Here is a 22,753-nt window from a genome sequence, read left to right as displayed (position 1 = left end):
CCGCCCGCGCGCCACGCCTTTTTCCGGATCGACCCATGACCGAGCTGACCAAGAAGACAATCGCCGAAGCGCGCGCGGGCCTGCGCGGCAAGGAATTTTCGGCAACCGAACTGACGAACGCGTACCTCGACGCCATCGACCGGGCGAACCCCTCGCTTAATGCCTATGTCGCGGTCACCCATGACAAGGCTCGCGCCATGGCTTCTGCCTCGGATGCCAAGCTCGCCAGGGGTGAGGGCGGGGTACTCGAAGGCATTCCGCTCGGCATCAAGGACCTGTTCGCGACCGAAGGCGTGCACACGCAGGCTGCGAGCCACATCCTCGACAAGTTCGAGCCGCGCTACGAATCGACCGTGACGGCCAATCTCTGGGCGGATGGCGCGGTGATGCTCGGCAAGCTCAACATGGACGAGTTCGCCATGGGCTCGTCCAACGAGACCTCCTTTTACGGCCCGGTCGTGAACCCGTGGCGCCGCGCTAACGGCGACAACAAGCAGCTGGTGCCCGGCGGCTCGTCCGGTGGTTCGGCGGCAGCCGTCGCCGGCTGGCTCTGCGCGGGTGCCACCGCGACCGACACCGGCGGCTCGATCCGCCAGCCTGCGGCGTTCACCGGCACCGTCGGCATCAAGCCGACTTACGGACGTTGCTCGCGCTGGGGCACGGTCGCCTTCGCTTCCTCGCTCGACCAGGCAGGACCGATCGCGCGCGATGTGCGCGATGCGGCGATCCTGCTGAAGTCGATGGCCTCGGTCGATCCGAAGGACACCACATCCGTCGATCTGCCCGTGCCGGATTACGAAGCGGCGATCGGCCGTCCGATCAAGGGATTGAAGGTCGGCATTCCGCGCGAGTACCGCGTGGACGGGATGCCCGACGAAATCGAAAAGCTTTGGAGCCAAGGTATCGCGTGGCTGCGGGAAGCTGGTGCCGAGATCGTCGATATCTCGCTGCCGCACACGAAATACGCGCTGCCGGCCTACTATATCGTGGCGCCTGCCGAAGCTTCGTCCAACCTCGCCCGTTATGACGGCGTGCGCTATGGCTTGCGCGTGCCGGGCAAGGACATCGTCGATATGTATGAGAAGACCCGCGCCGAAGGCTTCGGCCGCGAGGTCAAGCGCCGTGTCATGATCGGCACCTATGTGCTTTCAGCCGGCTATTACGACGCCTATTACCTCAAGGCGCAGAAGGTGCGCACGCTGATCAAGCGTGACTTCGAGGAAGCCTACGCGTCTGGCATCGACGTGATCCTGACTCCCGCCACGCCCTCGGCCGCTTTCGGCATCGCCGACGAGGACATGGCCGCGGACCCGGTGAAGATGTACCTCAACGACATCTTCACGGTGACGGTGAACATGGCGGGCCTCCCCGGCATCGCCGTGCCCGCAGGCCTCGACGCCAGCGGCCTGCCGCTGGCGCTCCAGCTGATAGGACGCCCGTTCGAGGAAGAAACGCTGTTCCAGACGGCAGCGGTGATCGAACAGGCTGCGGGACGCTTCGAACCGACCAAATGGTGGTAAGAAAACGAGCCGATGTTCTTCGTCCTTTCCAAGATCGTCGGCTTCTTCATCCAGCCTTTGAACTTCGCCATCGGCGCGAGCGGTCTGGGGCTGCTTGCTGCTCTCGGCAACTGGTGGCGCAGCGGCGTGACGCTCTGGGTCGTTTCGATTGCCGTGCTGATCCTGGCCGGCTGGAGCAATCTCGGTGCCTTGATCCTGCATCCTTTGGAAGATCGCTTCCGCAAGCCTGATCCGGCGCCGGAAACTGTCGCGGGCATCGTCGTGCTGGGTGGCGGTTTCGAGGGTGCGATCAATCTCGCGCGAGGCGGCTATGAACTGAACAGCAGCGGTGACCGCTTCGTGGAAGCCGCCGTGCTGGCGCGGCGCTATCCCGACGCGCGGATCGTCATTTCCGGCGGATCGGGCTCGCTGATCACGGAAGGCGAGGCGGATGCGACGACGGCCGAGCGCTTCCTGTCCGCTCTCGGCGTCACGCGCGAGCGGCTGGTGCTTGAAGGCAAGTCGCGCAACACCGACGAGAATGCGCGCTTCACCAAGGCGCTGGTCGAGCCGAAACCGGGCGAGACATGGCTTTTGGTGACTTCCGCCTTCCACATGCCCCGCTCGGTGGGCCTGTTCCGCGCCAATGATTTTCCGGTCGTCCCGTGGCCGGTGGACTACCGCACCACAGGCGAAGAGGGCATCGGCTTCTTCGCAGATAACATTGCCGATTCGCTGCAGAACACGACGCTCGGCATCCGCGAGTGGATCGGCCTTATCTCCTACCGCTTGTCGGGGAAGACGCGGAGCCTTCTGCCCTCGCCGGAATGAGGCTCGAGTCCGTCGAGGACGGCCGCGCGCGCGGCTGAGAAGAACTGGCGGCGGGTCAGGACGGCCAGCAGCAGCAGCGTCGTCGCCATCAGCGCATAAGCGTGGATGAACCAGCCGAGATAGCCGACCGAAAAGAAGACGGCGCGTAGGCCAGCTCCGAAATGGCGGGCGGCGAGGATATTCATGCGTGCCGCTCGCCGCACCGCGCGGTCGGCCGCCTTGGGATTCTCGCGCGTTTCGGCCGCCATGGGCACGGCACCGATCAGGATAGAGCAGTAGTTGAAGAGCCGGTAGGCCCAGCCGAACTTGAAGAAGGCATAGGCCAGAATCACGACGAGCCCGATCACCTTGAGCTCGAACAGAAGCCGCGAGGGTGGGGGTGCGTAAGGCAGGTCGGCCAGAAGCGTCATCAGCGTGTCCGGCGTGCCGAGCAGGGCGAAGCAGCCGCCAACGGCGATCAGCGAACTCGACGCGAAAAACGCCGTTCCCTGCTGTAGGCCTTGCATGATGGCCGTGTCGATCATGCGCAGGTCGCGCCGCGCCATGGTCGAAATCCAGTTGATGCGCTGGAGGTTCATGGCAACCGTCAGCGAGGGCCGGCGGAAGATCACGCCTTCGGCGGCATAATTGAACAGCGCCCAGACGATCCCGAAAAAGGCCAGCGCAATCAGGTCGGATTGGGAAAGGTCGAAGAAAGTCCGCATGCCGCCTCGCACTGTGCCGCTCGCGCTTCTTATATGAGAGAAGCGCCGCGCATGTCGCGGGTCAGCCGGAAGGAGTCGGCGGGGAAGAAGAATGATTTCCCCGCTTCTGGCTTGTTTCGTTCAAACGCCCGCGCAGGCAGGTTTCATGTTTCTTTCGGTTTTCGACCTCTTCAAGATCGGTATCGGGCCGTCGAGCTCCCACACGATGGGGCCTATGACGGCAGCTGCTCGATTTCTCGATGAAATCCTGCGCGGCGATTGGCCGAGGCCCGCGGGCGCGACCGTCGAGCGCATCTCCGCCAGCCTGCACGGCTCGCTGGCCTACACCGGCATCGGGCACGGCACGGATCGCGCGGTGATTCTCGGGCTCACCGGCGAGACGCCGATCAGCGTGGACCCCGACACGTCCGATGCTACGATCGAAAGGGTGGCGCGCGAAAAGCATATCGCGCCGCCCGGTCATCCGCGCTATCGATTTGATCCGACAACCGATCTCGTGCTTGATAAGCGGGTGTCCTTGCCGGGCCACGCCAACGGCATGAGCTTTTCGGCGTTCGACGCGAGCGACCGGCTGCTGCTCAAGCGCATTTACTATTCGATCGGCGGCGGTTTCGTCGTGTCGGAGGAAGAGTTGCAGCGCATGAAGGCGGGCGGCGCGAAGCAGGCGAGCGCGAAGGTGCCTTATCCCTTCGCGAATGCCGTTCAGATGCTTGCAATGGCCGAGCGCAGCGGGTTGTCGATCGCCGAGATGAAGCGGGCCAACGAGGAAACGCTGATCAGCCGTGAAGAGCTCGACAGCGGTCTGGACGCCATCTGGGGCGCGATGCGCGGCTGCATCGACCGAGGCCTGAGCCAGGAAGGTATCATGCCGGGCGGGCTGAAGGTGCGGCGCCGCGCGCGAGCGCTGCACGACAAGCTTCAGGACGACTGGCGCTCGAACCGGCCCAACCCGCTCCTCGCCAATGACTGGCTCTCGATCTACGCCATGGCGGTGAACGAAGAGAACGCCAGCGGCGGCCGCGTGGTGACCGCGCCGACCAATGGGGCTGCGGGCGTCGTGCCTGCCGTTCTGCGCTACTGGCTGCATTTCCATGCGGAAGCGGATGCGGCCTCGATCCGCGATTTCCTGCTGACGGCGGCGGCCATCGGCGGCATCATCAAGACGAACGCTTCGATCTCGGGCGCGGAGGTCGGGTGTCAGGGCGAGGTGGGCTCGGCGTCCGCGATGGCGGCCGCGGGGCTGTGTGCCGTTCTGGGCGGCACGCCGGAGCAGGTGGAAAACGCGGCGGAGATCGCGCTGGAACACCATCTCGGCATGACCTGCGATCCGGTCGCCGGTCTGGTTCAGGTGCCCTGCATCGAGCGCAATGCGCTGGGCGCGGTGAAGGCCGTGACGGCGGCGTCACTGGCTGTGAAAGGCGACGGAAAGCACTTCGTGCCGCTCGATGCCGCGATCGAGACCATGCGGCAGACGGGCATGGATATGAGCGAGAAGTACAAGGAAACGAGCCAGGGCGGGCTTGCGGTCAATGTGGTGGAGTGTTGAGGGCTATCTCACCAACATCCCCGCAAGCCTCCCTCATCATCCTCGCGCAAGCCAGTCTCGCCATGCCTGTTGCACAATTCGGGCGTTAGCCTGTTTGAGATTCCTGCAGCAGGTTGAGCCGATGCATCGTACCAAAACCCTTTCCATTCTTCTGCTCGCTTCCGTGCTCAGTGTGGCGCCTGCGGTGGCGCAGGAGGCGGGCCCGCTGACCGATCTTCAGAAGGGCCAGACGGAAGCGCCGGCGCCCTCCAAGCGCCAGCCTTTCAGCCGGCAGCAGATCCAGCTTTCCTTCGCGCCCCTCGTCGCCCAGACCGCGCCGGCGGTGGTGAACGTTTATGCGACGCAGAAGCCGAAATCGCGGTCACCCTTCATGGACGATCCGTTCTTCCAGGAATTCTTCGGCCGTCAGATGACGCCGCGTGCCAGCAACTCCCTGGGCTCGGGCGTGCTGGTCGATCCGGCCGGCTGGATCGTCACCAACTACCACGTCGTCAAGGACGCGGACGAGATCAAGGTGGCGACCTCGGACGGACGCGAGTTCACGAGCAAGGTGATGCTGCAGGACGAATCGCTCGATCTCGCCGTGCTCAAGATCGAGGGCGACAAGCCTTTCCCGGCGATCAAGACGGGCGACTCCGAAGCGCTCGAAGTGGGTGACCTCGTTCTCGCCATCGGCAACCCGTTCGGCGTGGGTCAAACGACCACGAGCGGCATCGTTTCGGCATTGGCCCGCACGCATGTCGGCGTCGGCGATTTCGGTTTCTTCATTCAGACCGATGCGGCCATCAATCCGGGCAATTCGGGCGGCGCACTGATCAACATGGATGGTGCGCTGGTGGGCATCAACACGGCGATCTACAGCCGCTCGGGCGGTTCGATCGGCATCGGTTTCGCCATTCCTTCCAACATCGTGCGCGCCGTGGCCTCGGCTGCGATGAAGGGGCAGGACTATTTCGAGCGGCCCTTCGTGGGTGCCACGTTCGAGCCTGTCACTTCGCAGGTTGCGGAAGCGCTCGGCATGGACCGGCCTTACGGTGCGCTGGTGGTGGATATTACCGCCGATGGCCCGGCGGCCAAGGCTGGCATCCAGCCGGGCGACGTGATCCTGAAGATGAACGGCGAGCCGATCCAGCACGTCGACGCGCTGGGCTATCGTCTGGCCACGCAGAATATCGGTTCGGAAGCCAAGCTGGATGTTCTCTCGCGCAACAAGGAGCGTGAGGTCGCCGTCACGCTCGTACGCGCGCCCGATGGTGGCGGTGACCGCGAGATCGCCATTCGTGGCAAGAACCCGTTCTCGGGCACGAAAATCGCGTCGCTCTCGCCGCGTCTCGCGCAGAAACTCAACATGCCCGACAGTCTCAAGGGCGTGACGGTGACGGAAGTGGCCGAAGGCTCGCCGGCCGCCGAGATCGGCTTTCAGCCGCGCGATATCATTCGCGAGGTGAACGGCCGTGAGATCACGAGTGCCGACATGCTCAACAAGATCGCCTCGTCGGACACGAGCCGCTGGCGCTTCACCATCCAGCGCGGCAATCGCCTCCTGACCCAGACGCTGCGGTTCTGATGGCCGACCTTTTCGGCTCCGACGACGGCAAGGACGCGCCCGCCCCAGTTGGCAACCGTCCGCTCGCGGACCGCTTGCGCCCGCGCACGCTCGCCGAGGTCGTGGGGCAGGAGCATCTGACGGGGGAGGATGGCGTGCTGACGCGCTTGATCGCCTCGGGCTCGCTCGGCTCCATGATCTTCTGGGGCCCGCCCGGCACGGGTAAGACGACCGTCGCACGGCTGCTCGCCAACGAGACATCGCTCGCCTTCGAGCAGATCTCGGCGATCTTTTCCGGCGTGGCCGACCTCAAGAAAGTCTTCGAGGCCGCCCGCCTTCGCCGCGCCAAGGGGCGGCAGACGCTGTTGTTCGTGGACGAGATCCACCGCTTCAACCGTGCGCAGCAGGATAGCTTTCTCCCCGTCATGGAAGACGGCACCGTGGTGTTGGTGGGCGCGACGACGGAGAATCCGTCCTTCGAGCTCAACGCCGCTCTTTTGTCGCGCGCCCGCGTTCTCTCCTTCCGCTCGCTGGCGCCGGAAGACATTCTCAAGCTGCTTGAACGCGCGGAGGCCGAGGAGGGCAGGCTGCTACCGCTCGATGAGGAAGCACGCGCGGTTCTCGTCCGCATGAGCGACGGCGACGGCCGAGCCTCGCTGACCTTGGCCGAGGAAGCTTGGCGCGCCGCGAAGCGCGGCGAGGTGTTCGACGCGGAAGGCCTGCAGCGCGTGCTTCAGCGTCGCGCGCCGGTTTACGACAAGAGTCAGGACGGCCACTACAACTTGATCTCAGCGCTCCATAAGTCGGTGCGTGGGTCCGACCCCGATGCCGCGCTCTATTATCTCTGCCGCATGCTCGATGCGGGCGAGCACCCGCTTTATCTCGGGCGTCGGTTGGTGCGCATGGCCGTCGAGGATATCGGGCTGGCCGACCCGCAGGCGCTCGTCATCGCCAATGCCGCCAAGGATGCCTACGACTATCTCGGCTCGCCCGAGGGCGAACTGGCGCTGGCGCAGGCCTGCATCTATCTCGCGACCGCACCGAAATCGAATGCCGCTTACGTCGCCTACAAGGCCGCGACGCGTGCGGCCAAGGAGAACGGCTCTCTTCTGCCACCCAAGCATATCCTCAACGCGCCGACCAAGCTTATGAAGGAAGAAGGCTTCGGCACCGGCTACGCCTATGACCACGACCAGCCTGACGCGTTTTCGGGCCAAGACTACTTCCCCGAGAAAATGGGGCGCCAGACCTTCTACGACCCGCCCGGGCGCGGGTTCGAAAAGGAGATCAGGCGCAGGCTCGATCGCTGGGACGAGCTGCGGCGTGAGCGGCAGGAAGAGCACTGAGCGATGCAGGGCGTTCTCCTTGTCGCGCTCGGTGGCGCGCTGGGCTCCACGGCCCGGCATCTGGTGAATATGGCGTCCATGCGCCTCAATGCGATGCCGTGGCACACGATGGCGATCAACATCGTCGGCTCGTTCTTGATCGGCATCGCAACCGGCTGGCTCGCGCGTCGTGCGGGGACTTCGGACGATGTGCGGCTTTTCCTCGTCACGGGCATCCTCGGCGGCTTCACGACATTCTCCGCCTTTTCGCTCGACATTGCGCTCCTCTGGGAGCGGCAGGCGACAGTTCAGGCGGTTTCCTATGTGCTTCTGAGCGTTTTGGGCTCGATCTTGGCCGTCTTTCTCGGGCTGGCCCTCGCGCGCGCGGCCGGCTGATGCTAAGCGCGTGCTATCATGGCAGGCGTCGAACAAATCACGGTTGAAGCGGGCGAGGCGGGCATGCGCCTCGACCGCTGGTTCAAATCTCACTTTCCGGGCCTAGGCTTCGGACATCTCCAGAAGCTTCTGCGTTCAGGGCAGGTGCGCGTCGATGGCGGCCGCGCGAAAGCCGACACGCGCGTCGAGCCGGGGCAGGTCGTGCGCGTGCCGCCGCTCGAGGTGGATCGCAAGGCCGGCGAGGGTCTGAGCCCAAGCATGGTGCGCGCGGGCGACGATGCTGAAGTCCTGCAAAAGATGCTGCTGCACGAGGACCCGAAGGTCTTCGTCTTCAACAAGCCCGCAGGCCTCGCCGTTCAAGGCGGCTCCGGCGTGGCGCGCCATGTGGACGGCATGCTGGAAGCGTGGCGCAACAAGAAGGGCGAGAAGCCGCGCCTCGTGCACCGGCTCGACCGCGACACGTCCGGCGTGCTCGTCGTGGCGCGCACGCGGCTGGCGGCCATGAAGCTCGCCGAGGCCTTCCGTGGGCGCGACGCGGAAAAGACCTATTGGGCGCTGGTGAAAGGCGTGCCGAAGAAGCGCGAGGACAAGATCTCGACCTGGCTGGTGAAGGAGCCTTCACCCGAAGGCGACCGCGTGCGCGTGGCGAAACATGGCGAGACCGGTGCCGACCATGCTGTGTCGCATTACCGCGTCGTCGAGCAGGCAGCGCAGACGCTCTCATGGCTGGAGATGGAACCCTATACGGGACGCACGCACCAGCTGCGCGTGCACGCGCATTACATCGGGTGCCCGATCATCGGTGACCCGAAGTATTTCGAGGCGGACACCAACTGGGAGTTCCCCGGCGGGATCCAGAACCGGCTGCATCTCCATGCGCGGCGCATTGTGATCCCGCATCCCGATGGTGGCAAGATCGACGTCACCGCACCGCTCTCGCCGCATATGCGCCAGAGCTGGAACCTGCTCGGTTTCGACGAGAACGCGGCGGGCGAGTGAAACCCGCGCCCGGCATGCCTATATGCGGGTGAACTCCCGCAGCTTTCGGACTTTTCCCATGCGCGACATTCTTTCCGACCTCGAAAGCGACATCTACCTGTCCGATCCGGACCCCGTGAAGCGCGCACAACTGAGCATGCGCACGCCGTTGCCGAAGCGCTTCTACAGGGAAGCCAAGGTCGAGGAGAGCGAAGACGGGTTCGCCGTAACGCTCGATGGCAAACGCGCCAAGACGCCCGGCCAGCAGCCGCTGGTGCTTCCGACGCGCGCAGCGGCTCAGTTGCTGGCCGACGAGTTCGAAGCGCAGCAGACCGAGATCAATCCGGTGACCATGCCCGTTTTGCGTCTGGTCAACACGGCGCTGGACGGCGTGGCGCGCGAGCCCGAGGCGGTGGCCGAGGATATCCTGCGCTTCGCCTCTTCCGATCTGCTTTTCTATCGCGCCGATGGGCCTGAAACGCTGGTCGAGCGGCAGGCCGAGGCTTGGGATCCGGTGATCGACTGGGCGCGTAACGCGCTCCATGCCCGGTTCATGCTGGCGGAGGGCGTGATGCCTGTCGAGCAGCCGCGCGAGGCCGTCGAGGCCGTGCGCCGGCATTTGGCGCCCCGCATCGAACCTCTGCGATTGGCGAGCCTGCATCTGCTCACTTCACTGATGGGCTCCGCACTTCTGGCTCTGGCCGTGGAAAGCGGCGAGCTCTCGCCGGATCAGGCCTGGAACGCCGCCCATGTGGACGAGAACTGGAACGCCGAGCAGTGGGGGCACGATGCGGAAGCGGTCGCGCGCCACAACGCACGCCGCCGCGACATGCTCGCCGCGACCCGACTGCTGGAAGCACTCGACTGAATTGCCAGTATTGGCAAAGGTTTCCGCGTCAAACCTGTGAAATGATTGTGGGTTCGAGGTTTTCCCATCGGATAAACCATGCTTAGCTGACTCAATTCCGCGCGTGGAGGAGCATGGGCGGGGGTAAGGCATATGCCATGATCCGATGGGAGGATGAGTGATGGCGGTTTCAGCAGTCAGCGGCTCGACGAGCCGCTCGATGTCGCGCGAGGAAAGGAAGGTCATCTTCGCCTCGTCGCTCGGCACGGTCTTCGAGTGGTACGATTTCTATTTATACGGCTCGCTCGCGGCCTTTATCGGCGCGACTTTCTTCAGCCAGTATCCTGAAGCCACGCGAAACATCTTCGCGTTGCTCGCCTTTGCGGCAGGCTTTCTCGTTCGCCCGTTCGGCGCGCTGGTTTTCGGTCGCATCGGCGATCTCGTGGGCCGCAAATACACGTTCCTCGTCACCATCCTGATCATGGGCCTCTCGACCTTTCTGGTGGGCATCCTGCCGGGTTCGGCGACCTGGGGCATCGCGGCACCGATTGTCCTGATCGTCTTGCGCATGCTTCAGGGCCTGGCGCTGGGTGGCGAGTATGGCGGTGCGGCGACCTACGTGGCCGAGCACGCGCCGGATGACCGTCGCGGCTTCTATACGTCGTGGATCCAGACGACTGCCACGCTCGGCCTGTTCCTGTCCCTGCTCGTCATCCTCGCGATCCAGGCTTCGATGTCCAAGGAAGACTTCGCTGCCTGGGGCTGGCGCGTGCCGTTCCTGGTATCCGTCGTGCTGCTCGGCATCTCGGTCTGGATCCGCATGACGCTCAGCGAGTCGCCCACGTTCCAGCGCATGAAGGCTGAAGGCAAGCAATCCAAGGCGCCGCTCAAGGAGGCCTTCGGCCAGTGGAAGAATGCGCGCATCGCGCTCTTGGCATTGCTCGGTCTCACCGCCGGTCAGGCCGTGGTCTGGTATTCGGGCCAGTTCTACGCGCTCTTCTTCCTGCAGAACGTGCTCAAGGTGGACGGCGTGTCCGTCAACATCATGATCGCGATAGCGCTGGGCCTCGGCACGTTCTTCTTCGTGTTCTTCGGTTGGCTGTCCGACAAGATCGGCCGCAAGCCGATCATCATGGCGGGCCTGGCGCTGGCCATCGTCACCTATTTCCCGCTCTTCAAGGCGTTGACCTGGGCGGCCAATCCGGCGCTCGCGACGGCGCAGGAGAATGTGCGGGCGACGGTGACCGCCGCGCCGGGGGACTGCAACTTCCAGTTCAACCCGATCGGCACGCGCAAGCCGGTTACGTCCTGCGATGTCGCGACGGATTTCCTGGCCAAAAGCTCGGTGCCTTACGACATCGTGGAAGGCCCGGCCGGCACGCCGGCGAGTGTGAAAGTCGGCGACAGCACGGTTTCGTCCTATGATGCGGGCGCTGCCGGTGCCGGTGCGGCTGCAGCGGGCACGGCGTTCACTCATAATGTGAACCTCGCGCTGCAGAAGGCCGGCTATCCGCTGGTGCGCGATCCGGCCCGCGTGCCGGACAGCAAGGTCGATGCGTTCATCGCGGCGAACCCCGAACTGGCACTCGAAGGCAATGCCATCCGCGCCACGCAGCCGGCGACCGTTCCGGCCGCCCAGGCGGTCAAGGACAAGCTGCTGACGGCGGAGGAAGCAGGCGCGGGCGATGTCACCGTCTACACCGTGCCGAATGCCGGCACATTCAAGATGGTGGCGGACCCGAACGCCGTGAGCTGGCCGAAGACGATCGCGATCCTGTTCGTGCTCGTTCTCTACGTCACCATGGTCTATGGGCCGATCGCAGCGATCCTCGTCGAGATGTTCCCGACCCGTATCCGTTACACCGGCATGTCCTTGCCCTACCATATCGGCAATGGCTGGTTCGGTGGCCTGTTGCCAGCAACCGTGTTCGCGATGTCGGCGGCGGCGGGCGACATCTATTACGGGCTCTGGTACCCGATCGCCATCGCGGCGATGTCCCTGATCGTCGGCATCATCTTCGTGCGTGACACCAAGGGCACCGATCTGGATGCGGTGCAATAAATCAGACTCAATGAGAAAAGCCCGGCAGGAGCGATCCTGCCGGGCTTATTGTTTTTCCGATGAAGGGCCGATCAGGCTTCTTCGTCTTCCTCGGCGTTCGGGTCGAAGAAGTTGTCGGGGCGGGCGTTCTCGTTGATGTCCTCGCCGTAGATGGCTTCGGCCGTGGTCAGCGTCTCGCCGCGTGCCTGACGCTCGGCTTCATCGGCCGAACGGGCGATGTTGAGCGTGACGGTCACTTCCACTTCGGGGTGGAGCGCGATGGCAACATTGGTCAGGCCGATGGTCTTGATCGGCTGGTTGAGCTCGACCTGGTTGCGGTTGATCGTGAAGCCTTCGGCGACAATCAGATCGGCGATGTCGCGGGTGGACACCGAACCGTAGAGCTGGCCGGTCTCGCCCGCCGAACGAACCACGATGAAGTTCTTGCCGTCGAGTTCCTTGGCGACCGTCTCGGCTTCCGACTTGCGTTCGAGGTTACGGGCTTCGAGCTGGGCGCGCTGGCCTTCGAACTTCTTCTTGTTGGCTTCATTGGCGCGCAGCGCCTTGCCCTGCGGCAACAGGAAATTGCGCGCGAAGCCGTCCTTCACGCGGACAGTTTCGCCCATCTGGCCGAGGCGGGAAATGCGTTCGAGAAGAATGACATCCATCTCTGGTCTCCTTGATTGGTTGAACTGAAACCGGAGGAGACAAGGGAAAGCGCGGGATCCACGCCGATTTCGCTGTCCTGCCCGCCGGCAGTTAGAGGCACGGTGCCTCAACTCGGGATTTGAATTCTGCCTTGGACCGCGCCCGTCGCGGAGAAGGAAAGAGCGGGCAGCCGGAGCCGCCCGCCATTCAATGATTAACGCACGACGTAAGGGAGCAGGCCCAGGAAGCGGGCGCGCTTGATGGCCTTGGCCAGCTCGCGCTGCTTCTTCTGCGAAACGGCTGTGATGCGCGACGGCACGATCTTGCCGCGCTCGGAAATGTAACGCTGCAGCAGGCGCACGTCCTTGTAGTCGATGCGCGGTGCGTTGGCGCCCGAGAACGGGCAGGTCTTGCGGCGGCGATGGAAGGGCCGGCGCGTCGGGATCTGGTTGATGTCGACCATTATGCCTGCGCTCCTTCATTCTCGCGCGGACGGCGCGGACCACGATCGTCGCCACCGAAGGAGCGACCGCCACGGTCACCACCACGGTCGCCGCGATCACCACCACCGAAGCCACGGCCGCCACGATCGCCGAAGCCACCGCGATCCGAACGCTCGGTGCGCTCTTCGCGCTTCTGCATCATGGCCGATGCGCCTTCCTCGTGCTGCTCGACCTTGACGGTCATGAAGCGGAGGATGTCTTCCGACAGGCCCATCTGGCGTTCCATCTCGTTCAGCGCTTCCGCCGAGCAATCGAGATCGACCAGCGTGAAATAGGCCTTGCGGTTCTTCTTGATGCGGTAGGTGAGGGACTTGAGGCCCCAGTTCTCAACCCGGCCGATCTTGCCGCCGAAGCCGCCGATCACACCCCTGTAGTGTTCCACAAGGGCGTCGACCTGCTGCTGCGACAGATCCTGCCGGGCAAGAAACACGTGTTCGTACAATGCCATGTGTTTTTTGCCTTTCGAGTTTCTCGGTCGGTCCCGGCGGCTAAGCCTCTGCAACGCGATCTCTTCCCGCAAGGGAAACGAAAGGCGCTTTAGGGACGGTCGAGAGCGGGAACACGGGGGAGGCGGAAGACCGTTCCGGCTTCACGCGCGGGTTCGAGAACCCACGCTCCTCCGTTCAGCCCCCAGCCAGAGACCGACAGATTGTGGCTGCCTTTATAGGCTAAACCCAACGAGCGCAAGCCTCAGCCGAGCGGCAGAACATCCTGTCGCGGCTTCGGGAAAAAGCGGTCCGTGCCGAACTTCTTGCCGAACATCGCATCGTATTGAAGCAGGCGCAGCCTGCTCACATCCGGGGCAACCTCTTTCGCGCGCGACCAATCGGCGGTTTCCGAACCATCGGCGCCCATCAGAACATGGCGGTCCACGACTGGAAAGCGCTTGCGCATCTCGGAGAGCACGCCGGTGTAGTAAGGATGCTTGATGCCCGCCTCTCCCAGCAGGATCGAGGGCAGATAGGCGGGGCTGACCGTCCCGATATTCTGGATCGGCCCGTCGCGATTCGACCAGACAACGAGCGGCGTCTCGCGATGCTGCAGCAAATCCTTGAGCGGCTCGCGCTTGGGCGGCACCATGTCCTTGAGATAGCCGGTGTCGATATAGGGCTGGCCGAGCGGCGGCAGGTGGTCGCCGAAGAAGGCGATGATCGTGCGCCGGTCGCGCGACTTCGCCCATTCCATCAGCCGTGCGAGCCCCTTGTCGGCATCCGACACGCCCTCCGCATAGGACAAAACCGACTGCATGCTCTTTTCGGGGATGTCGGTCGAAACCGTATGCGTCGCATCCCAGTAGCGGCCGGGCTCATAGGGCCCGTGATTCTGCAGGCTGACGGCGAACATGAAGAGCGGCGCACGCGTGGCGTCCGCTTCCTTGATGATCTGCTCGGTCAGAGCCGCGTCCGAGGCCAGCGGTCCGCGCTTTTCGAGATAGGGAAGGTTCTCTTCCGAGGAGAAATGCTCGAAGCCGAAGGCCTCGTAGACCGGCTTGCGGTTCCAGAACCAGCCGGCGAACGGATGCACGGCGCGTGTCTCGTAGCCTTCCTGTTTCAGGAAGTTGGCGAGCGTCGGCATCGGCGCGCGGATATATTGCTGATAAGGGATCGAGCCGTAGGGCAGGAAGGCGTTGGAAAAGCCGGTCAGCGCCTCGAATTCGACATTCGCGGTCATGCCGCCGAATTCGGGTGAGAAGGAATAGCCAGAGGAGTTCGCACGCACCGTCGGCATCGGGTCGGGCGAGATCGACACGTTCGGCAGGCGCGTCGGGTCCCAGAAGGACTCGCTCATGACCATGATGATGTCCGGCCGCTCGCCCGGCATGGTCACCCCATGGACCGGCGACTGGATCGCCTGAATGGCCTTCTCGTCGTAGCCGACAGGCGCGGAGACCTTCGCCATCGGCACGTTCAGCGCAAAGGCGATGGCGAAGCCGTTGCTCGCATAATTCTCGCGCTGGTCCCACATCATCGGCACGATCTGCAGCCGGTCGCGCACCCAGGAGAAGGATGCGTAGTCCATGAGAGAGCCGAAGAAGAGCAGCGCGGGCAGGGCCGCCGCCAGACGCCAGAGCCGCGCTCGCGGCTTCAGTCGGGGCAGACGGCGGCGTAGAGTGCGCCAGCCCCAGACGAGAGCTGCGATGAGCACGGTGATGCCCAGCACGATCCCGGCTGCAGTCCACGGTCGGTCGCGCACAAGCAGCGGCAGGAGCTCGATGATCTGGCGCGAATAAAGGAAGTCCGTCGGATAAAGCGGGTCGCCGAGATAGAAAGCCTTCTGGTGGTTCACGACCGCCAGGAGCAACAGCAGCGGCGCCACGATCAGCACGCCGTTATGCGCGCGGCCGAATACGGCGTCGAGCAGCCAGAACAGAAGTGCGATCAGCGCGACGGTCGCCCAGCTCGGGCGGAAGGGCTGGCGGAAAAAGTCGAGCGTCGCCTGAAACGAGCCGCGCACGGTGAGTTCCACGACGAAAACGAGCGCGGCCGCGATGAAGAGCGTCAGCGCGACCGAGATGATCTTATCGCCATGGCGCGTGAAAAAGGACGGCACATGGGATGATGGTCGAACCGCTGGCACGCGGTTCGCACTCGCAGAACTCACTTTTATTTTTCGCCTCTGAAGCCGCGATCGTTGTCGCGTTTCTGTCATCCCAACGTCACAAGAAATAGAACATTCCGCGCGAAAGGGAAGCCGGCAAGGCAAGTCGCGCGGCGGTTATGGTGGAAAAAGCCTCGTCTTTAAGAAGGTGTTCTGCTTGACTTCCCCTTCACTCGACGCCACCAAGCGCGCGATTCATGAAGAGGAGCCCGCATGGCGGTGGCTTTCACCTTTCCCGGACAGGGAAGCCAGACGGTTGGCATGGGCCGCGAACTCGCGGAAGCCTTTCCCGAAAGCCGGGCGGTGTTCGATGAGGTCGATGAGGCGCTCGGCCAGAAGCTTTCGACACTGATCTGGGAAGGCTCGCAGGATGAGTTGACGCTGACCGCCAACGCGCAGCCGGCTCTGATGGCCGTTTCGCTGGCCGCGATCCGAGCCCTGGAAGCCGGCGGCCTTGATCTGGCAGAAAAGGTGAAGTTCGTCGCCGGCCATTCGCTCGGCGAATATTCGGCGCTCGCGGCTGCCCGCACCTTCTCGATTGCCGACACCGCGCGCCTCTTGCGCATTCGCGGAACTGCCATGCAGGAAGCGGTACCCGCCGGCAAGGGCGCGATGGCGGCGATCATCGGCTTGGAAGAAGACGCCGTCGATGCGGCCTGCCGCGAGGCCGCCCAGGGTGAAGTGTGCCAAGTCGCGAACGACAATGGCGGCGGCCAGCTGGTGATCTCGGGCGACAAGCCTGCGGTCGAGCGCGCGATGGAGCTTTGCAAGACGGCGGGTGCCAAGCGCGCATTGTCGCTTCCCGTTTCCGCGCCGTTCCATTCGGCGTTGATGGCGCCGGCCGCCGAGCGGATGCGCGAGGCGCTGGCTGAGGTTCGGAAGAACCGCCCGCTCGTGCCAGTCGTGGCCAACGTTGTCGTGACACCGATTTCCGACCCCGACGAGATCGCGCAGCGGCTGGTCGAGCAGGTGACGGGCCGCGTGCGCTGGCGCGAGACCGTGGATTGGTTCGCGCAAAACGGCGTGACGACGCTCTATGAGATCGGCGCGGGCAAGGTCCTGTCGGGCCTGGCCAAGCGCATCAATCGCGATGTCGAGACGGTTGCGGTCAATACGCCGGCCGATGTCGAAACGGCGCTCGCAGCGCTCGCCTGAGAGAGAAGAAAGAGGAAACGACCATGTTGGATCTGACGGGCAAGAAGGCGCTGGTTACGGGCGCCACGGGCGGGATCGGCGAGGCGGTCGCCCGCGCGCTTCACGCGCAGGGTGCCACTGTCGGCCTTCATGGCACGCGCACCGAAAAGCTCGAGGCGCTGGCCGGCGAACTTGGCGAGCGCGTGAAGATTTTTCCGGCGAATCTGTCGGACCGCGACAGTGTGAAGGCGCTCGGCCAGAAGGCGGAAGCCGAGCTGGAGGGCGTCGATATCCTCGTCAACAATGCCGGCATCACGCGTGACGGGCTTTTCGTGCGTATGTCGGACGACGACTGGGACGCGGTTCTGGAAGTGAACCTCACCGCCGTGTTCCGCCTGACCCGCGAACTGACGCATCCGATGATGCGCCGCCGTGGGGGCCGCATCATCAACATTACCTCGGTCGTCGGCGTCACCGGCAATCCGGGGCAGGCGAATTATTGCGCCTCCAAGGCCGGCCTGATCGGTTTCTCGAAGTCGCTCGCGCAGGAGATCGCGTCGCGCAACGTGACGGTCAATTGCGTGGCGCCCGGCTTCATCGAGTCGGCCATGACCGACAAGCTCAACGACAAGCAGAAGGACGCGATCATGGGTGCTATTCCCATGAAGCGCATGGGCTCGGGCGACGAGATCGCCTCGGCCGTCGTCTATCTCGCTTCGAACGAGGCCTCCTACATCACCGGCCAGACCATTCACGTGAATGGCGGCATGGCTATGATCTGAAACGATATGATTCCCGCACAGGCAAGGGGCGGGAACCCAAATCTTTCAGCTTGATTACCGTCAGTCTCGTGGGTAACGAGACGGTGAAACTTTAGAACATGAGGAAATCCCCATGAGCGACACCGCAGAGCGCGTTAAGAAGATCGTTGTCGAGCATCTCGGCGTCGAAGCCGACAAGGTCACGGAGCAGGCCTCCTTCATCGACGATCTCGGCGCGGACAGCCTCGACACGGTCGAGCTCGTGATGGCCTTCGAAGAAGAGTTCGGCGTCGAGATCCCGGACGATGCAGCCGAGACCATCCTGACCGTCGGCGACGCGGTGAAGTATATCGACAAAGCGCAGGCCTGATCCTTCAGGCCTGGCAGTATTCACGTGGCTGAACTGAGACGCGTCGTCGTAACCGGTCTCGGACTGCTCTCGCCGTTCGGCGTCGGCGTCGAGACCGGATGGCAGGGTATCCTGAGCGCGAAGAGCGCTTGCCGGAAGGTGACAACCTTCCAGACCGACGATCTTCCCTGCAAGATCGCCCATGTCATCCCGCGCAAGGGGGATGAGGTGGGCGGCGCGTCCGACGCCGCGTTCGACCCTGAGCAGTTCCTTGAGCCCAAGGAACTGCGCAAGATCGGCGATTTCATTCTTTACGGCATCGCGGCGGCCGACGAGGCCCTGCGTGATTCCGGCTGGAAGCCCGAAACCGAGGAAGACCGTTGCGCCACCGGTGTGATGATCGGTTCGGGCATCGGCGGTATCGACGGTATCGCAGACAATGCGATCCTTCTCCGCGAGAAGGGCCCGCGCCGAATTAGCCCGTTCTTTATTCCGGGCAACATCATCAACCTCGTTTCCGGCCAGGTTTCCATCCGCCATGGGCTGAAAGGTCCGAACCATGCGGTGGTGACGGCCTGCTCGACCGGCGCGCATGCCATCGGCGATGCCGCACGGCTGATTCAGTTCGGCGATGCCGACGTGATGCTCGCGGGCGGTGCGGAGGCGCCTGTCACGCGGCTTTCGCTCGCCGGCTTTGCCGCCTGCCGCGCGCTCTCCACCGAGCGAAACGACGATCCCACACACGCGTCGCGGCCCTATGACCGCGACCGCGACGGGTTCGTGATGGGCGAGGGCGCCGGCGTCGTGGTGCTCGAAGAACTCGAACATGCCAAGGCGCGTGGGGCCAAGATCTACGCCGAAGTCGTCGGCTATGGCCTGACGGGCGACGCCTACCACATCACGGCTCCCAACGAGGACGGAGACGGCGCTTTCCGCTGCATGACGGCGGCACTCAAGCGCGCCGGCCTGACGCCGAGCGACGTGGACTACATCAACGCCCACGGCACCTCGACCATGGCCGACACGATCGAACTGGGCGCTGTCGAGCGCCTGCTCGGCAATGCGGCATCCAAGGTTTCGATGTCGTCCACCAAATCCTCTATCGGACACCTGCTGGGCGCGGCGGGCGCGGCGGAAGCCATCTTCTCCGTGCTCGCCATCCGCGACAACATCGCGCCGGCGACGATCAATCTGGAGAACCCGGAGCGGGATACGCCTGTCGATCTCGTGCCGAACACACCGCGCGAGCGCCCGATCGACGTGGCTCTTTCCAACTCCTTCGGCTTCGGTGGCACCAACGCCTCGCTGGTCTTCCGCCGCTACGAAGCGTAAGCGCGGCGCGAAATCGCCATATTCCCTGCCCAAATCACGGGCGGGGCCCACGGCGGAAATCGAGCCGATTAGCATGGAAGATCAAGCATGACCGACACGCCATCCGGTGATGGGCAGTTCGGCCGGCGCGATGCCGTTCCGGTTTCGCAAGCCATGGCGGGACCGGAGCCGACCGAAGTGCGTCCGCGCGAGGACGCACCGCCGGCAGCGGCGCCCTCTCAGGAGCCCTCGGCCAATAACAGGAAGGCGGTACGCCGCTCGAAGCAGTCGCGCAACCAGATCGTCGTCTTCCTGAACTTTCTGGTTTCGACCATAGTGCTTGTCGCGATTGCAGCGGTCGCCGTGGTTTATTTCGGCAAACAAAGCTTCGAGGCAGACGGCCCCAACAAGACCGAGACGACCTTCCTCGTGCCGCCACGCACCGGCGTGACGGAGATCGCCGAGGACCTACAGCGGCGCAATCTGATCTCCGACGCGCGTATCTTCCAGATCGGGGTGCGCACCTATGGAGCTGGCAGCACGCTCAAGGCGGGCGAATATGCGGTCGCGCCGAACGCCTCCATGCGCGACATCATGGAAACGCTGACGAGCGGCAAGTCGATCATGTATTCGCTGACCGTGCCCGAAGGCCTCACCACCGAACAGGCCCTTCAGCGCGTGGCGACGCATGAGGCTCTCTCGGGTGACATGCCGACCGACCTGCCGCCTGAGGGCGGGGTGGCCGCCGACACGCTGCGCTTCACGCGCGGCACGCCGCGCTCGCAGATCGTGTCCAAGATGGCAGCCGACCAGCAGAAGCTCGTCGATGAAATCTGGGAAACGCGCGATCCGGATCTGCCGGTCGCGGACAAGAACGAGTTCGTGACGCTGGCTTCCATCGTCGAAAAGGAAACGGGCATCGCCGAGGAGCGCCCGCGTGTGGCGGCCGTCTTCGTCAATCGCCTGAAGAAGAACATGCGGCTGCAATCGGACCCGACCATTCTCTATGGGCTGTTCGGCGGCAAGGGACGTCCGGCGGATCGGCCGATCTACCAGTCGGACATCCAGAAGGAGACGCCCTACAACACCTATGTGATCCGTGGCTTGCCGCCCGGGCCCATCGCAAATCCGGGGCGCGCGGCCCTTGAAGCGGTGGCGAAGCCCTTGCAGACCGATGACCTCTATTTCGTCGCGGATGGCACCGGTGGCCACGTATTCGCCAAGACGCTCGCCGAGCACAACCGCAACGTCGCGAAATGGCGTGCGCAGCAGAAGCAAAACGCATCCGGCGATGCCTTGCCCGTTCAAACGGGCGACGGGGCTCAATGACCGCAGCCCGAACCAAGGGGAAGCGCGCATGAGCGTTCAAAGCATGACCGGCTTTACTCGCGCGAGCGGGGAAGCGCAGAGCAGCCGGTTCACCTGGGAACTGCGCTCGGTGAACGGCAAGGGGCTCGACCTGCGCCTTCGACTGCCGCCAGGGCTGGAACGGCTCGAGCCGGCCGTGCGCCAGATTCTTGGCAGGCATATTGCGCGTGGTTCGGTGCAGGTGACGCTCTCGGTGACACGGACCGGTGCCAACAGCGTCCAGCCGATCGTCAACGAGGCGCTGCTGCGCGAACTGGCAGAACTGGCCCAGCGCCTGCACCAGCAGTTCGGTGTGGCACCCGCGAGTGCGGACGGTCTGCTCGGCTTGCGCGGCGTTCTCGAAACACCCGAGATCGTGGAGACCGAGGAAGAGCGCGGGGCGGCGGACAAGGTTGCACTCGATGCACTCGAAGACGCCGCGGCTGCGCTTGCAACATCGCGTAAGGAGGAAGGATGGGCGGTGTCGCTCGTTCTTTCCCGTTTGCTCGACACGATGGAGGGACTGGTTCAGCGAGTGGAGGTCGATCCGTCGCGCGAGCCGGCGGCCATTCGCGAACGGCTGTCGAGCCAGCTCAACGTGCTGCTCGAAGGTGGCGCCGCCCTCGACCCCGACCGTCTCCTCGCTGAGGCCGCGCTGCTCGCGACCAAGGCGGATATTCGCGAGGAGCTCGATCGCCTTGCAATCCACATCGCCGCCGCGCGCAGGCATCTGCAGGAAGGTGGCGCAATCGGGCGGCGGCTCGACTTTCTCGGCCAGGAATTTAACAGAGAAGCAAACACCTTGTGCTCAAAGTCGGGCTCCGCTGCCGTGTCGGCAGCTGGGCTGGAGCTCAAGGCCGTCGTGGATCAGTTCCGCGAGCAGGTCCAGAACCTGGAGTAGTGTATGGCGTCCCAGGACCTGACGGCTTCGATCCGTCGCCGTGGTCTGATGCTCGTGCTGTCCTCACCTTCGGGGGCGGGCAAGTCCACGATCGCGCGTAATCTTCTGAAGAGCGATCCGAGCCTCGAGCTTTCGGTGAGCGTCACCACGCGCCCGCGTCGCGGCAGCGAAATCGACGGCGTGCATTACCATTTCCTGTCGCAGCGCGAGTTCGAGCGCAGCCGGGAGACCGATGGTCTGCTCGAATGGGCCGAAGTGCACGGCAATTATTACGGCACGCCCCGCGAGCCCGCTGAGGCTGCGATGGCAGCCGGACGCGACATGCTGTTCGACATCGACTGGCAGGGCGCGGTGCAACTCGATGAGAAGATGGGAACGGACATCGTCTCGATCTTCATCCTGCCGCCCTCCATGGGCGAGCTCAAGGCACGTCTGATGCGTCGCGCGGAAGACTCGCTCGAAAGCATCGAGCGCCGCCTCTACAATGCGAAGCTCGAACTCGAGCATTGGCGCGAATACGATTACGTGGTCGTCAACGACGATCTCGACCGCGCCTTTTCGGCCGTGAAAGCCATCGTTGCCGCAGAGCGCTTGCGCCGCGATCGTCGGCCGGGACTATTCGATTTCGTATCGGGATTGCTGGACGAGAAAGTCTAGAGCGCCTGTGCGAGCGCGACGAACTCTTCAATAGACAGCGTTTCTGCACGGCGGGTCGGATCGATACCGACCTTCGCCAGCAGCGCCTCGCCGCCCAAGGGTTTGAGGCTTTGGCGCAGCATCTTGCGTCGCTGCCCGAAGGCTGCCTCCGTCACGCGGCCGAGAAGGCGCGCCGAAACGGGCAGGGGTTCGGCGCGTGGTATAAGATGGACAACCGACGACGTGACTTTCGGCGGCGGCGTGAAAGCCTGCGGGGGTACGTCGAACATGATGCGCGCGTCTGTGCGCCAGCCGGCGAGAACGGCGAGACGACCATAGGCGTCGCCATCGGGAGAAGCGACGATGCGTTGCGCGACCTCGCGCTGGAACATCAGGGTGAGTGACTCGAAGAACGGCGGCCACGGTTCCACCGTCAGCCAGCGCACAAGCAGCTCCGTGCCGATATTATAGGGCAGGTTGGCGACGATCTTCGCCGGTTTCCCGCCCGCAAGAGCCGCCCAGTCTGTCTTCAGCGCATCGCCCGAAATGATTTCCAGACGGCCGGGATAATGCGCGGCGATTTCGGCGAGTGCGGGCAGGCAGCGTTCGTCGCGCTCGACGGCTACCACGCGCCGTGCGCTGTTCATCAGCAGCGCCCGGGTGAGGCCACCGGGCCCGGGCCCAACCTCGAAAACGGTCGTCTGGCTGAGATCGCCCGCACTGCGTGCAATCTTGGATGTCAGGTTGAGGTCGAGAAGAAAGTTCTGGCCGAGCGCCTTGCGCGCGTCGAGACCGTGTTGGCGGATGACCTCGCGCAGCGGCGGCAATCCATCGAGGGCCATTTGCGACCCC

Annotated in this window: 22 protein-coding genes; 16 read left to right on the top strand and 6 right to left on the bottom strand. The window is 64.1% G+C overall.

Annotation, left to right across the window (positions count from 1 at the left end):
• Window positions 1-35 precede the first annotated feature (35 nt).
• Both gatA and NGM99_RS14255 read left to right on the top strand, forming a co-directional pair.
• Complete coding sequence (gatA, locus tag NGM99_RS14260) at window positions 36-1,520, top strand: Asp-tRNA(Asn)/Glu-tRNA(Gln) amidotransferase subunit GatA (protein WP_252819996.1); 1,485 nt, start codon at window positions 36-38, stop codon at window positions 1,518-1,520.
• 12 nt (window positions 1,521-1,532) lie between these two features.
• A complete protein-coding gene (locus NGM99_RS14255) occupies window positions 1,533-2,330 on the top strand; it encodes a YdcF family protein (protein WP_252819994.1) in 798 nt (265 codons plus the stop codon).
• On the opposite strand, the gene NGM99_RS14250 is transcribed toward NGM99_RS14255, so the two are convergent.
• Entirely contained in the window at window positions 2,282-3,034 is a 753-nt protein-coding gene (locus NGM99_RS14250) for a DUF599 domain-containing protein (protein WP_252819992.1), read from the bottom strand. The genes NGM99_RS14255 and NGM99_RS14250 overlap by 49 nt on opposite strands.
• A 145-nt stretch (window positions 3,035-3,179) precedes the next feature.
• Between NGM99_RS14250 and NGM99_RS14245 the strand changes: the two genes are divergently transcribed.
• The 7 genes from NGM99_RS14245 to NGM99_RS14215 all read left to right on the top strand — a co-directional run bounded on the left by NGM99_RS14245 (window position 3,180) and on the right by NGM99_RS14215 (window position 11,734).
• Entirely contained in the window at window positions 3,180-4,580 is a 1,401-nt protein-coding gene (locus tag NGM99_RS14245; protein WP_252819990.1) for an L-serine ammonia-lyase, read from the top strand.
• A gap of 121 nt (window positions 4,581-4,701) precedes the next feature.
• Window positions 4,702-6,147 carry a DegQ family serine endoprotease gene (locus NGM99_RS14240; RefSeq protein ID WP_252819988.1) on the top strand — a complete coding sequence of 482 codons (1,446 nt, stop codon included), beginning with the start codon at window positions 4,702-4,704 and terminating at the stop codon, window positions 6,145-6,147.
• Window positions 6,147-7,472, top strand: coding sequence for a replication-associated recombination protein A (locus NGM99_RS14235; RefSeq protein ID WP_252819986.1), 1,326 nt, complete (start codon window positions 6,147-6,149; stop codon window positions 7,470-7,472). Before NGM99_RS14240 ends, NGM99_RS14235 begins: the two co-directional genes overlap by 1 nt.
• A gap of 3 nt (window positions 7,473-7,475) precedes the next feature.
• Window positions 7,476-7,847: a fluoride efflux transporter CrcB gene (crcB, locus tag NGM99_RS14230; protein ID WP_252819984.1), complete on the top strand. Its 372-nt coding sequence runs from the start codon at window positions 7,476-7,478 to the stop codon at window positions 7,845-7,847.
• 18 nt (window positions 7,848-7,865) lie between these two features.
• Window positions 7,866-8,846, top strand: coding sequence for an RluA family pseudouridine synthase (locus NGM99_RS14225; protein ID WP_252819983.1), 981 nt, complete (start codon window positions 7,866-7,868; stop codon window positions 8,844-8,846).
• Window positions 8,847-8,904: 58 nt separating this feature from the next.
• Entirely contained in the window at window positions 8,905-9,693 is a 789-nt protein-coding gene (locus tag NGM99_RS14220) for an ATP12 family chaperone protein (protein ID WP_252819981.1), read from the top strand.
• Between the two features lie 160 nt (window positions 9,694-9,853).
• Window positions 9,854-11,734 carry an MFS transporter gene (locus NGM99_RS14215; RefSeq protein WP_252819979.1) on the top strand — a complete coding sequence of 627 codons (1,881 nt, stop codon included), beginning with the start codon at window positions 9,854-9,856 and terminating at the stop codon, window positions 11,732-11,734.
• 71 nt (window positions 11,735-11,805) lie between these two features.
• Here NGM99_RS14215 and rplI read toward each other — a convergent pair whose 3' ends face one another.
• The 4 genes from rplI to NGM99_RS14195 form a co-directional block, all read right to left on the bottom strand.
• Window positions 11,806-12,381 carry a 50S ribosomal protein L9 gene (rplI, locus tag NGM99_RS14210; RefSeq protein WP_252819977.1) on the bottom strand — a complete coding sequence of 192 codons (576 nt, stop codon included), beginning with the start codon at window positions 12,379-12,381 and terminating at the stop codon, window positions 11,806-11,808.
• Between the two features lie 194 nt (window positions 12,382-12,575).
• Window positions 12,576-12,824 carry a 30S ribosomal protein S18 gene (gene rpsR / locus NGM99_RS14205; RefSeq protein ID WP_127403739.1) on the bottom strand — a complete coding sequence of 83 codons (249 nt, stop codon included), beginning with the start codon at window positions 12,822-12,824 and terminating at the stop codon, window positions 12,576-12,578.
• On the bottom strand, window positions 12,824-13,312 hold the full coding sequence (gene rpsF / locus NGM99_RS14200) for a 30S ribosomal protein S6 (protein ID WP_252819975.1): 489 nt from the start codon (window positions 13,310-13,312) through the stop codon (window positions 12,824-12,826). The genes rpsR and rpsF overlap by 1 nt, the downstream gene beginning before the upstream one ends.
• Before the next feature lie 242 nt (window positions 13,313-13,554).
• The gene (locus tag NGM99_RS14195; RefSeq protein WP_435371432.1) at window positions 13,555-15,513 is read right to left on the bottom strand and encodes an LTA synthase family protein; all 1,959 of its coding nucleotides are present in this window, start codon (window positions 15,511-15,513) and stop codon (window positions 13,555-13,557) included.
• A gap of 162 nt (window positions 15,514-15,675) precedes the next feature.
• Here NGM99_RS14195 and fabD point away from each other — a divergent pair, with 162 nt between their 5' ends.
• The 7 genes from fabD (at window position 15,676) to gmk (ending at window position 21,922) form a co-directional block, all read left to right on the top strand.
• Window positions 15,676-16,617, top strand: coding sequence for an ACP S-malonyltransferase (fabD, locus tag NGM99_RS14190; RefSeq protein ID WP_252819972.1), 942 nt, complete (start codon window positions 15,676-15,678; stop codon window positions 16,615-16,617).
• A 23-nt stretch (window positions 16,618-16,640) separates the two neighbouring features.
• Window positions 16,641-17,378 (top strand): 3-oxoacyl-[acyl-carrier-protein] reductase, encoded by a 738-nt coding sequence (gene fabG / locus NGM99_RS14185; protein ID WP_252819969.1) that lies wholly within the window; start codon window positions 16,641-16,643, stop codon window positions 17,376-17,378.
• Window positions 17,379-17,490: 112 nt separating this feature from the next.
• On the top strand, window positions 17,491-17,727 hold the full coding sequence (locus NGM99_RS14180; RefSeq protein ID WP_252819967.1) for an acyl carrier protein: 237 nt from the start codon (window positions 17,491-17,493) through the stop codon (window positions 17,725-17,727).
• A 33-nt stretch (window positions 17,728-17,760) separates the two neighbouring features.
• Window positions 17,761-19,038: a beta-ketoacyl-ACP synthase II gene (gene fabF, locus NGM99_RS14175; RefSeq protein ID WP_252820076.1), complete on the top strand. Its 1,278-nt coding sequence runs from the start codon at window positions 17,761-17,763 to the stop codon at window positions 19,036-19,038.
• A gap of 87 nt (window positions 19,039-19,125) precedes the next feature.
• On the top strand, window positions 19,126-20,346 hold the full coding sequence (mltG, locus tag NGM99_RS14170; RefSeq protein ID WP_252819965.1) for an endolytic transglycosylase MltG: 1,221 nt from the start codon (window positions 19,126-19,128) through the stop codon (window positions 20,344-20,346).
• A gap of 28 nt (window positions 20,347-20,374) precedes the next feature.
• On the top strand, window positions 20,375-21,265 hold the full coding sequence (locus tag NGM99_RS14165; protein ID WP_252819963.1) for a YicC/YloC family endoribonuclease: 891 nt from the start codon (window positions 20,375-20,377) through the stop codon (window positions 21,263-21,265).
• A 3-nt stretch (window positions 21,266-21,268) separates the two neighbouring features.
• Entirely contained in the window at window positions 21,269-21,922 is a 654-nt protein-coding gene (gmk, locus tag NGM99_RS14160) for a guanylate kinase (protein ID WP_252819961.1), read from the top strand.
• Here gmk and rsmA read toward each other — a convergent pair.
• The gene (rsmA, locus tag NGM99_RS14155) at window positions 21,919-22,743 is read right to left on the bottom strand and encodes a 16S rRNA (adenine(1518)-N(6)/adenine(1519)-N(6))-dimethyltransferase RsmA (protein ID WP_252819958.1); all 825 of its coding nucleotides are present in this window, start codon (window positions 22,741-22,743) and stop codon (window positions 21,919-21,921) included. The genes gmk and rsmA overlap by 4 nt on opposite strands.
• Window positions 22,744-22,753 lie beyond the last annotated feature (10 nt).

It is taken from the genome of Mesorhizobium liriopis (genome assembly GCF_024053505.1).
Taxonomy (GTDB): Bacteria; Pseudomonadota; Alphaproteobacteria; order Rhizobiales; family Rhizobiaceae; genus Mesorhizobium_B; species Mesorhizobium_B liriopis.
This window is presented reverse-complemented; position numbering and strand designations above follow the sequence as displayed.